The organism is Streptomyces sp. NPDC107454, from assembly GCF_055582885.1.
On sequence record NZ_JBVJPA010000027.1, the window covers coordinates 115,046 to 126,386 of the forward strand.

Sequence of the window (11,341 nt, forward strand, 5' to 3'; positions counted from 1 at the left end):
CTCCCACAGGCATGCATGGGAAGGGCAGCACACAACTGAGGTTGGTCCCCGGGGGTGGACACCGGGTTTCACGCGACGAGTGACAGCGTATGTGACGTGATCAATTGCTGTTCGTATTCAGCTGGCGCGAGGTAGCCGAGGGCGGAGTGGCGGCGGCGCCGGTTGTAGTACGACAGCCACCTGAACAGCTCCAGCCGTGTCTGCGCCTTCGAGGTCCAGCGCCTTCCGTGCAGCAACTCGCGCTTGAGGCCCTGGAAGAACGATTCGGCGAGGGCGTTGTCATAACTTGAGCCGACGCGGCCCATGCTGCGGCGGATGCCGTGCCGACGGCAGACCTCGGCGAAGGCGGCCGAACCATATTGCGCGCCCTTGTCCGTGTGGAAGACGACGCCGTGGACCTGGCCGCTGCGGGCAGCCACAGCCATCTCGAGCGCGTCGGTGACCAGCGAGGTACGCATGTGGTCCGCGATCGACCAGCCGATCACGCGCCGCGAGCAGATGTCGATGACCGTGGCGAGATACAGCCAGATCGAGCCGACGGCGACGTACGTGATGTCGCCGCACCACTTAGTGTTGAGCATGTCCGCCGTGAAGTCACGCATCACCAGGTCCGGCACCGGCGGGGCCGTCCTGTCCTGAATCGTCGTGCACCCTGACAAAGCGCCGTTGTGTACGCCGTGGGGTGAGCTCGGACACAGGGCACCGCAGGTCGGGTCATTGCGGGAGCTCGGGCGCCGTGCCAGTGGTAGTCGCCGCTCCCCCGGCACCCTGACACACTCTGCACCAGACCCGACCGACCCACAACTTCGCCGGTCAACAAGTCACTTCAAGAGAGCTGCACCCATCCACGTCTCGCGGCCCTCGGCATCGCTGTCCGGTCGGCACTCAGCCGCTGGCTTCGTCGAATCGCGAGCTCTCACTCAAGCGTTCCGACGCTGGCCCAGAGTGCGGAGGAACAGCGAGCCGCCCCGAGCAGGCCGGAGTTCCCGGGCTTGCCCAGGGCGGCTCGGTCGGCAAACGGCCGCGCCACCTGCTGTGCCTCTCTGCTGGACAGCACGCTCAGCGGTACAGCCTCCTACGCGCCCACAGGAACCCGATCACCCCGCCCACAACGACCATGTACACCGTCAGTGGTCCGTCGTTCAGGATGAGTCCGGGCATGGCGATGACGGCCACGATCAGAAGCCAGCCGCACCCGGCCACGACGAGGTCCGCCGAATCAGGGCGGCGTCGTTCGTTTTCCACCCGTCCCCCAACCACCGGCTTGCGCCTGGTCGGTGCGTCACATGAACTGTCGGCATGCGCGATATCCCTGCTGTGAACTGTACGCCGCTCGATCAGCGTCAGTACCGCGACGGCGGTCCGTCACCGGCATACCGTTTGGAAGCGGACAGCGTCAGGGAACAGCGATCTACGCGCAGTGAATCGTAGCCGTCTCCGAATGGACGTTGTGGTCTCCCCAGTAGCCGTTGGCGTTGCGCAGCGTCGCGTTGCCTATGTCGCTCCGGTATACCCAGCCACTGGTGGTGAGCCGTGAGCACTCGAAGTGCAGGGTGACCGGGAAGTTCTGGCCCTGCTCGTTGGTGTAACCCGCGACGTCCTTGGTCTTCCAGATACCGAGCCCCTGGTACTGACGCAGCGAAGACTCAAAGTTCCCCTTGCCCCTCTGGTCGCAGAGCATCGCGGCCTCGGCCTGGATGTGCGTGTACCCCCCGTGCAGGTAAGGCTTCCTGCTCTTGGTGAGCCGGCAATGGGGCTCGGCCCGGGCAGCGGTGAGACGCGGTGAGTGCGAAGCCGTGATTCCCTGCTCGTCGACCGCCGTGGCCCAACTCACCAGGTCCTCCGTGCTGTAGGTGTTCCGCGCGGCGATGAGCGGCGCCTCCCACAGCGTCAGCAGGCCGTCCTTGGACAGGGTGCTGACCCTGGTGCCCTCCTTGCCCACGGCGGTCAGCAGTTGGCTGCCGTCGGGCAGTGTGGTCGCGCTCATCTCGTCGCCCTCAGCCGAGAGGACCGACGACGGCACGTCCCCGTGGACGGTCAGGCGTGTGATGTTGAGCGGGTGCTCGACGTTTCCGTCGCCGAGACTGAACGTGAGCGTTTGCCCGACCTTTTCGTACTCCTCCACGCCGGGCGCCTGGAAGAGGTCGAGCCGGGTCGTCTTCGTCAGCAGGTCAGTGAGCTTCTCCACGCCGGTCCCCTCTACCCGACCATGGACGCGAACGGCACCGGCCAGCCCCATGAAGGCCCCGCTGATCGTGGTGTGGGACCGGCTGAGCACCCACATCTCCAAGACGATGAAGGCACTCGTTGCCGAGCGGAACTGGCTGGCAGTGGTCCTGCTGCCCGGGTATGCGCCCGACCTCAACCCGGTAGAGGGGCTGTGGGCGCACATCAAACGGAGCCTGGCCAACCTGGCCGCCCGCACCCTCAGCGAGTTGGAGACGCTGCTCCGCAGGCGGCTCAGCGCGCTGCAGTACCAGCACGCCGAAGTCAGTAAAGAGCTGCCACAGGCCAGGTTCGGAATGTCGCTATGCAACAGCCCAGAGGGCCGAATGGTTATTTTCATCACATCGTATTCATGTTCGCCTGCGCAGCTCGGTGGCCACCGCTGGACGTGGTGGATCCCGTTCGGCGACACGCCGGCCAGCGCGACGCCGTCCAGCAGCACCTCGCCGGCGTCCGGCTCGGTGAGCCGACCCGCGAGCGCGTCCGGCAGCGAGGCAGAGCCGGAGCAGGGGCGGCCCTCGGACCTGGCGCGGGGTGTCAACGGCACAACTCACGTACTGGACTTCGGCGCCCTGGCCCGGTCCGCCTTCCCCGCGTGACGGTGGTGCCGTGCCTGTGCCTTGTGCGGGACGGGCGGCTTCGAGCAGTCGTAGAGAGGGAACGTCTGGCCGGGTACCCGGGCACAATGGCCGCGTACCCAGGCGGCGTTGACCGTGCCGGGGTCGGTGGCGGCGCCGCCCAGGACGACGTAGCGCACCTTCCCGGTGGCGATCAGGTGGTGGAAGCCGGCAGCGGTGGGGGTCGGGACGGCGCCGGTGAAGCCGCCCATGGGGAGGACCGGGGCGCCGGCGTAGAGGATGTAGGGGGAGGCGGCGCGCCAGCTGGTCGTCGCGAAGACGAAGGTGGCGCGGCCCTGGTGGGCCCGGGTGTACTCCAGTAGACGCTGCTCCTCGCGGTTGAGCCCCTCGTGGCCGGTGCCCTTGAACGTCGAGCGGACCGGGGCGGTCTTGCCCTGGGAGGAGGACCAGGTGGCCCTGTTGCGGTACTTGCTGCCGTGCCGTACGAAGATGGGGCCGGCCGCGCCCATGCCTGAGTGGCCGTACTGGGTGGTGAGGACCGAGGACGCCCAGGCGGCGGACGGCAGCAGCATCGCGGCGATGCCGAGCCCGACGCCCAGCACCGCGGCCCGGGCCTGCATCCCGGCGCGGACGCGGGAGAGGATCAGCAGCGCGAGCGCGCCGACGCCGAGGACGAACGCGGTGGGCGCCAGCCAGGGCAGGAACGCCGGGAACTGGTAGGCGACGAACGCCGACCACACGACCGTGCACGCGACAGCCGTCGGCAGCGCCCACAGCCGGGCCCGGTCGCCACGCCGCCAGGCCCGCCAGAACTGCACCATTCCGCCGCCGAACAGCGCGGCGATCGGAACGCCCACCACACCCATGTAGTACGTGTGCGCGCCGACCGCGCCTGCGCTGAACACCAGGAAGTAGGTGGCCAGCCACGCCGTCCAGAACAGGAAGCCCGCCCGCAGCGGATCCGTGCGCGGCCGGCCGCGCAGCCACACCAGTCCGCATACGGCGGCGAGCGCGGCCATCGGATAGAGCCAGCCGATCTGGGTGGTGAGCGAGGGCCCGAACATCTTGGCCCACTCGGTGAGAGTCTGTCCGGTGTGAGGCACCGGATCGGTTCCGGCCATGCTCTGCGCCGCGACGCTTCCGGTGGACTTCGCGCTGACGCCGAGGCTGGAGAAACGGGTGAGGAAGTTGTAGCCGACGACCTGGCTGAACGCGGAGTTGTCCGTCGTACCGTCGACGAACGGCCGGTCCTGCGCCGGGGTCAGGGTCACCAGGAGCACCCAGGACGCCGACACTGCGAGGCAGGTCGCGCCCGCTGCCGCCAGATGCGCGAGGCGGCGGCGCAGTGTCACGGGGGCCGACACGACGTAGAGCAGGCCGAACGCCGGGAGGATCGCCCAGGCCTCCAGCATCTTGGCCTGGAAGCTGAGGCCGATCCAGGCCCCGGCCGCGAGCAGCGGGCGCAGCCGGCCCTCACGGGCCGCCCGCAGGCCGGCGTTCGCGGCGAGCAGCACGCACAGGGTGAACAGCGGGTCCTCGACCTCGGTGCGGAACAGTCCGGCGATCGCCGGGGTGAGCACGAAGGCGCCCGCGGCGAGCAGGGCCGCGCTCTCCCCCGCCCAGCGGCGCACCGCGCGGTGCAGTACAACGACGCCGAGCACGCCCTCGATCACCTGGGGCAGGGTCAGCGCCCAAGGGCGGAAGCCGAAGATCCGCGCGGACAGGGCCTGCGGCCACAGGAAGCCCGGCAGCTTGTCGATGGTGATCGTGTTGCCCGGGTCGAACGAGCCGAAGAGAAAGCCCTTCCAGCTCTGCGTCATGCTGCGCGCGGTCTCCGAATAGAACGCGTGATAGCCGCTGTTCTGGATGTCCCAGCTGAACAGCACCACCGCCGCCAGCAGGATCGCCCAGTACGCGACCCGCGCCCAGCCGGGTCGGCTCGCCGCGCCCCGTCCGGCCCCTGAGCTGCGGCTGAGCAGCCGCACGCCTATCGGCGGGACCGAGGCGATGGTTTCCGCGGTGGTGCCGGCCATGGACAAACCCTCCCAAGTTCTACGCGCTGTCGAAGTGCTAGATAACTGCGGCGGCGATCTGGATGCCTCGAAAGAGTTGTCATTTAGGTGAGAATCAGGTCGCCGCGTTGACCTGTAGGTCGGATCCGTCGGTGTCAGGTGCCTTGCCGCGAGTGCGGGACGGCAGTGCGCACACGGCCAGTACGGTGCACAGGGCCGCCATCGGGAGCTCCGCGCACACGGCCATCGCAACCGCGGTCGCCAGTTCGGGGCCGGGCTGGGAGGTCGTGACGTCGAACCAGGCGTCGACGACGAGCAGCGCGGCCGTGGCGGTGGCCGTGAGACAGCGCCACGGGTCGCGGCGGAGCACAGGGACTTGGTCCGCTGGAACTCCTGCACCGTCTGCCGCCGACGACGCCGAGTTATCCGCGGCGGGCAAGCACCGCACCGGTGCGCCCGGCGGGGCCACCGGCTCACTGAGGTTGGTCCCCGGGGGTGGACACCGGGTTTCACGCGACGAGTGACAGCGTATGTGACGTGATCAATTGCTGTTCGTATTCAGCTGGCGCGAGGTAGCCGAGGGCGGAGTGGCGGCGGCGCCGGTTGTAGTACGACAGCCACCTGAACAGCTCCAGCCGTGTCTGCGCCTTCGAGGTCCAACGCCTTCCGTGCAGCAACTCGCGCTTGAGGCCCTGGAAGAACGATTCGGCGAGGGCGTTGTCATAACTTGAACCGACGCGGCCCATGCTGCGGCGGATGCCGTGCCGACGGCAGACCTCGGCGAAGGCGGCCGAACCATATTGCACGCCCTTGTCCGTGTGAAAGACGACGCCGTGGACCTGGCCTCCGCGGGCAGCCACAGCCATCTCGAGCGCGTCGATGACCAGCGAGGTACGCATGTGGTCCGCGATCGACCAGCCGATCACGCGCCGCGAGCAGATGTCGATGACCGTGGCGAGAGCCAGCCAGATCGAGCCGACGGCGACGTACGTGATGTCGCCGCACCACTTGGTGTTGAGCATGTCCGCCGTGAAGTCACGCATCACCAGGTCCGGCACCGGCGGGGCCGTCCTGTCCTGAATCGTCGTGCGCTTCTTGCGCCGCAGGTGCCGTCCGACGATGCGGTTGATCCTCATCAGCCTGCTCACGCGCTTGCGGTTGATCTTCCTCCCGCGGGAGCGGAGTTCGGCATGGACACGCGGGGCACCATAGGCGCCCTGGTGGTCGGCATGGATCTGCCGGATCTCCGACACCGTCCGCTCTTCCTCGACGGCTCGTTCGGCGCGGGCGTGTGCAGTGGCCCGGTGCTGGTAGTAGCCCGAGCGGGAGACGCCCAGGACCCGGCAGATCCGCTTCACGCCGAAGTCGGCGCGATTCCCGGAGATGAAGCCCCAGCGGCGCGGGCTCACTTCACCTCCCGAGCGAAATAGGCGGCTGCCCGGCGCAGGATCTCGCGCTCCAGCTGCCACTCCTTCTCCGCCTTCAGCAGCCGGGCGTTCTCCGCCCGCAACAGGGCCAGTTCCTCAGCCGGACTCCCGCCGGCCTCGCGGCGCTCGGGCACTGACTGGGACTCGTTTCCTTGCGGACCCACGTTCGCAACGACTCGGCGGTGATGCCGACATCCGCCGCCACCGCCGCGTATGTGCGCTTGCCGCCCCCGGCGCGGTAAAGCGCGACCGCGACCTTCCTGAACTCCTCCGGATACGGAGACGTGCGTCCCACCTGGACATCCCTCCCTGAACCATCAAGATCCATTGTCAGGGTGTCCACTCCAAAGGATCAGCCTCAGTTCCTCGCGTACTCCTTTCCGTCTCGCTTGCCGGGCCCGCACCATCTGGCAGTGCTGATACGTCCCGGCTTTGTCAGGGCCGCTTGCCACCCCTTCCCGGCACCTCCCGGGTCGGGCTGCCCCCAGCTTCAACCGCCCTGCTGCGACAGGGCGGCGGTGGCGTCCTTTCACCGCCACTCGAACAACTCGCGCTTCACGGCGCACCTTTGGTTTTCGTCACACAATTCCAACGGCCGCCGGCGGCACCGTTGTTACGCTCGCCCCGGACTGCTCCGGGCGACAGCGTCCCCAGTCACAGGCGGGTGGTGAACCGGCCGTCGGGCAGTTTGCGCAGCCAGCCGCGATCAACGAGTCTGACCAGTCTCCCGCGCAGCGGTTCCAGCTTGGCCCGCACGCTGACGTCGACTCCCAGCATCTCGCCGACATGCCGGGCCATGACGGGTCCGGCAGCCTGCCGCACAGCGGCGAGGATGCGCTGGTAGTCCGGCGGGAGCATGGTCTCCTCCAGGTCCGGCTCGCGGTGTGGAATCAGCATTACCGACCGTCCACCCACCTGCCCGGGCATCGGCGCGGCTGAGGCGCGCTCGTCGGCGAGTTGTTCGCTCACCCGCTCCAGGACCCGCTCGGCGACGGCAAGTTCGTCCCGCTCGGCCCGCACCTTCGCCAACTGCTTGGCCAGCTGTTCTTCGAGTTCGTCCAGTTCCGCACGCCGCGCGGTGATCCGTTCCAGCAGCTCGGGACCCATGCACCGGATCGTAGAAGGCCACCCTGCCTCGGCGAGCGGGAACCGCAGAGCTGCCCGCTCCTACTCGGCGGCCTCCGGCACGTCCCTCACCCGCGCTGGCTGTCGGCGCCCTCGCGTCGCCGTCGATTCACGTAGTGGTGCAGGCCGTCTCCCAAAGCCATCCGGCTGCCGAGAAAGCGACCTGGATTGGCCAGCAGGTTCCGTCGGCCTCGACGTCGGAACGACGGTGAAGGCGCCCCACACAGGATCGTCCACCCGGCGCCCTTGAAGGGCGAGTGCCGTACGCCGGGCCGCATCCACGCTGGAGAACGTCATGCTTCGTGATCGGGGTCGAGGACCACCATGAACCTGTTGCCTTCCGGATCCGTCATCAGGGCGTGCATGCAATCGTGAGGTTCAACGAGAGAGGCGCCCTTGGCGATCAGCGTCTGAACCTGTTCGGCGATCGTTCCGACAAGGACGGTGACGACCGGTAGCACAGCCGGAGATTCCGCTTCGCCGACGCTGTACCCACCCCAACCCGGGATGCCGCCCCAGAACCTGATCATTTTCTCTGGGTCTACTGCTTCAAAATGAACGTGCATGCTGCTGTCTCACTTTCATCTGTGCGACCGAAGCCGAAAACGGCCTACCGAATCAGTCCGGCAGGCCGTTAGGGGTGAACGGACTTCAGCAGTCGATCACGGTGTTGTGCGTGTCTGCGATTCCGGGTTCGCTGAAGCGTCCGTTGTATTCGACCTGCAAGGTCACCTGAGTGTTGTACGTCTCCCTTTCTCCATCATGCACGCACGTGAGCCCTGGAGTGGTGTAGCGCCCGCTGCACCTCGTCCACCCGCTGTCCTTGTGCTTCACCGCGCGCCAGTACCCGTCGCGCACGTACTCCTGAAGATCGACCTGGACCCGGCACTGGTCGGGTGCCGGAGTTGAGCAACCCGTGTAATGGCCCTGGGCGTACAGCGGGCCGCCCTGGGTGACCTGGAACGGTTTCTCACCCTGGAACGTGCACCACACGGGAAAGGCAGCAGTCTTCGCGACGGCCCTTCCCGTGCTGCCGCTCGGAGCAGCCGACGCCGCGGCAGCCGGCACCAGCAGGGCCCCCGCCGTGAGAAGTAAAAGGATAAAACGCGCCTTCATTTTTCCCCCTAGAAGAATCGAACGCGTGTCGCACCGCCGACCACCCTCATGGGTTCACAGGCGCCACACAAGATCCGTGGCGCGAACTTTCCGCTGTTTGTCCGGTTCCCAGTCGTGGAATTGACCGTTCCTTCTCATCCGCCGGCAGCGGGCCGGTAGAAAACGACCATGCCCCCGCCGACCCAGAGGCTGACAGGGGCTGCCTGTGCGGTTTAGTGATCACAGATGCACGTGCGGATCACCTCGTTCAGCTCCTACGCCTGCTCGGGCGTCGACTCATTCGGGCCGTTGGTGAACGCCTCGACCGTCCGCTCCACAGCGTCCGGACGGTTCAATACCGCGCACTGCCTGCGCCCCCACTCGACCAATGATCAGCGGGGCGAAGCAGACCCCGAATTGGCAACAGCGTCCGAGGAAAGCAGCCGGGGCCCAGTTGCCGCCCGACAATACATGCTCGGCTGCGCGCCTCTGGCGGAGAACGGCGGACCTCGAAGTCAACCACTGGCTGGTGATCTACTCGACAGACTCCCGCCCACGACCAGCGTGAGCATGCTGAGTACTGGTCATACCAGCCCTTTGACCTGCGACTTCAAGTTAGCGGAGGCTCAGACGTCCGCATCGCCGTAGGGAAGCCGGATGCGTGCGGGGGAATCGCGGTGCATCAGGTCCGCGAGTGCAGGGTCGAACTCCAGGGCTTCGCTGAAGTCGAACGGGCAGATGTCTGTCTCGTTGTCCGCGGTCCTCAGCCGGCTTCTCCGGGCATGGGTACGACGTTGGTGGTGTCCACCGCCCGACGGATGGCTTTGGCGAGCCTGACGGCATTGCCGACGGCCCAGTAGTGGACGAAGAACAGGCGTGGTTCGTCGGTGAGGCTGTGGTGGTGCACCTCGACGAGTTCGGCGCCACCGCGCCGCAGGGCCACGAGGACAGGCTGGACCTCCTTGGCGATCATGACCAGGTCTCCGCTGAGGGCCGCCCTTCCGCCGCCGAGTGGCTGGAAGTTGACGGAGGTGGTGGAGCCCAGTCCCGGGGGCAGGATCACATGGCCGTCGGTGACGGTCTCGCGGCGGACGTAGGTGCACTTGTAGATCTTGCCGTCGGCGGCGCCCTTGACGCCCATGGCGGCATCGATCGCGGCGGTGTCGAGGTCGACGGGCGGCGAGGGGGCGGTGGGTTCGGCGGGCGGGGTGCCCGTGCAGTCGAATGCGGCGCGCAGACCGCGTGCGACGGTGACCGGATCGTGGCCGTGGGCGTGCAGATGAACCCACCAGACATCCGGCTCGTGCGCGAGCAGGTGCTTGTGAATGGCGGTCTGCATAATCCCGTGCTCCTGCAGGACGTCACTGAAGTGCTGCAGTTCGCACTCTTTGACCACCGCGTCGCCCATCAAAAGCGTGCTGTGGTCTGCGTACCGGACGAAGGACGCGTGCGAGCCCAGGGCGAGCGCGGGGTCGATCCGGATGCCGCGGGAGAAGACCGTGAGGTCCCGGCGCGGCAAGCCCGTGTGGTACATGAACCGCCTCATGTCACCAGGTCGGCCGAGAGCCTCGCCCACGTCCACCCAGTCCGCCAGCTTGGTCATCACCGGTTCGACCAGGGCGCGGTCCTCCGGCCCGGCGGACAGGGCGCGGGCCCCGGCAGGCGCACCGGTGAGTACGGGCGCAAGGGCGGCCGCGGCCAGCACACGGCGCCGGGACGCGGTGTGTCGGGAGCGGCTGTCCTGCTGTCGATCGTCAGCCATGTCTGTGCCTCCTGTCGCGATGGAAGCATGGGAGACCGCGTGAACTGGCGAACGGCGCAGTCACTCCATCCAAGTGGGCTAACTGGTCCTGACAAAGCCGCTGTACGTGACGGTGGGTGATCAGACAGACGGCGAGTCCGAGGAATGCTTCGTGGATGTCGTCGCGTCGTTCCCAGCGGATGCGAAGGCGTCGGAAGCCGTGGAGCCAGGCGATCGTGCGCTCGACGACGTAGCGGAAGATGCCCAGGCCGGTGCCGTGAGGCTCGCCTCGCTTCGCGATCACGGGACGGATCCCGCGGGCCCAGAGCAGGCGGCGGTATTTGTCGTGGTCGTAGCCGCGGTCGGCCAGCAGCGCATCGGGGCGTCGGCGAGGTCTGCCGACCCGGCCCGCGATGGCCGGGATCTTGTCGAGCAGAGGCAGAAGTTGGGTGACGTCATTGCGGTTTCCGCCGGTCAGTGACACTGCGAGCGGGATGCCCTGGCCGTCGGTGATGACGTGGTGCTTGCTGCCCGGACGTGCGCGGTCGACCGGGCTGGGTCCGCGTTTGGGCCCCGCCGGGCAGCCCTGACGTGGGAGGAGTCGATCACCGCCCGGGACCAGTCCAGCTTGCCCTTCGACCGCAGTTTCTCCAGCAGCAGCACATGCAACTGGTCCCAGACGCCGGCCTCGTTCCAGGCCGCCAGACGGCGCCAACAGGTCATACCCGAACCGAAGCCCAGCTCCTGGGGCAGGTACTCCCACTGGATCCCCGTGTGCAGGACGAACAGGATCCCGCACAGCGCCTGCCGGTCAGGCACTCGAGGTCTGCCCTCGACCAGCTTCGGCGCAGGCTTGGGCAGCAACGACTCGACGAGCGACCACAGTTCATCGGAAACGACCCAAGGCCGCGACTGACGTTTCCTCACAACCAGACCAACGAACAGACAAGCCAGCAGTCACATGATCAACAGCTTTTGTTAAAGAGCGTTTTGTCCTGGCGAGGTTGTTTGGTTCGAGGTTCAGGTGTCGCGCCAGTTCAGGGTGGATTCGCGGGTGAGTCTGCGGCTTATGAGGTCGATCATCGCGACGTGGATTATGGCTTCGGAGCGGTGGGGGTGGGTTTCGTAGTCGCGGGC

Annotated in this window: 8 protein-coding genes and 5 pseudogenes; 1 reads left to right on the top strand and 12 read right to left on the bottom strand. The window is 67.3% G+C overall.

The window, feature by feature from the left end; all coding sequences use genetic code 11:
* Positions 1-68 precede the first annotated feature (68 nt).
* The 3 genes and pseudogenes from ACZ69M_RS46300 to ACZ69M_RS46310 all read right to left on the bottom strand — a co-directional run.
* A pseudogene (locus ACZ69M_RS46300) lies at positions 69-647 on the bottom strand (IS3 family transposase); the annotation flags it as partial.
* A gap of 412 nt (positions 648-1,059) precedes the next feature.
* Positions 1,060-1,245 (bottom strand): hypothetical protein, encoded by a 186-nt coding sequence (locus tag ACZ69M_RS46305; protein ID WP_470059743.1) that lies wholly within the window; start codon positions 1,243-1,245, stop codon positions 1,060-1,062.
* A 166-nt stretch (positions 1,246-1,411) separates the two neighbouring features.
* The gene (locus ACZ69M_RS46310) at positions 1,412-2,188 is read right to left on the bottom strand and encodes a hypothetical protein (RefSeq protein WP_470059744.1); all 777 of its coding nucleotides are present in this window, start codon (positions 2,186-2,188) and stop codon (positions 1,412-1,414) included.
* A 49-nt stretch (positions 2,189-2,237) separates the two neighbouring features.
* Between ACZ69M_RS46310 and ACZ69M_RS46315 the strand changes: the two are divergent.
* Positions 2,238-2,483: pseudogene (locus ACZ69M_RS46315) on the top strand (transposase); the annotation flags it as partial.
* 293 nt (positions 2,484-2,776) lie between these two features.
* Here the strand turns inward: ACZ69M_RS46315 and ACZ69M_RS46320 are convergent.
* From ACZ69M_RS46320 to ACZ69M_RS46360, 9 genes and pseudogenes are all read right to left on the bottom strand, one after another.
* Positions 2,777-4,837, bottom strand: a complete 2,061-nt coding sequence (locus tag ACZ69M_RS46320) for a mannosyltransferase YkcB-related protein (RefSeq protein ID WP_470059745.1) — start codon at positions 4,835-4,837, stop codon at positions 2,777-2,779.
* Positions 4,838-4,931: 94 nt separating this feature from the next.
* Complete coding sequence (locus ACZ69M_RS46325) at positions 4,932-5,186, bottom strand: hypothetical protein (RefSeq protein ID WP_470059746.1); 255 nt, start codon at positions 5,184-5,186, stop codon at positions 4,932-4,934.
* A 139-nt stretch (positions 5,187-5,325) separates the two neighbouring features.
* Positions 5,326-6,538, bottom strand: a pseudogene (locus tag ACZ69M_RS46330) (IS3 family transposase).
* A gap of 359 nt (positions 6,539-6,897) precedes the next feature.
* Positions 6,898-7,350: a hypothetical protein gene (locus tag ACZ69M_RS46335; RefSeq protein WP_470059747.1), complete on the bottom strand. Its 453-nt coding sequence runs from the start codon at positions 7,348-7,350 to the stop codon at positions 6,898-6,900.
* A gap of 311 nt (positions 7,351-7,661) precedes the next feature.
* Positions 7,662-7,934 carry a VOC family protein gene (locus ACZ69M_RS46340; protein ID WP_143138195.1) on the bottom strand — a complete coding sequence of 91 codons (273 nt, stop codon included), beginning with the start codon at positions 7,932-7,934 and terminating at the stop codon, positions 7,662-7,664.
* A gap of 85 nt (positions 7,935-8,019) precedes the next feature.
* The gene (locus ACZ69M_RS46345) at positions 8,020-8,484 is read right to left on the bottom strand and encodes a hypothetical protein (RefSeq protein ID WP_470059748.1); all 465 of its coding nucleotides are present in this window, start codon (positions 8,482-8,484) and stop codon (positions 8,020-8,022) included.
* Between the two features lie 742 nt (positions 8,485-9,226).
* Positions 9,227-10,225 (bottom strand): DUF1259 domain-containing protein, encoded by a 999-nt coding sequence (locus ACZ69M_RS46350; RefSeq protein ID WP_470059749.1) that lies wholly within the window; start codon positions 10,223-10,225, stop codon positions 9,227-9,229.
* Between the two features lie 109 nt (positions 10,226-10,334).
* Positions 10,335-11,131, bottom strand: a pseudogene (locus tag ACZ69M_RS46355) (IS5 family transposase); the annotation flags it as partial.
* A 93-nt stretch (positions 11,132-11,224) separates the two neighbouring features.
* A pseudogene (locus ACZ69M_RS46360) lies at positions 11,225-11,341 on the bottom strand (IS5 family transposase); the annotation flags it as partial.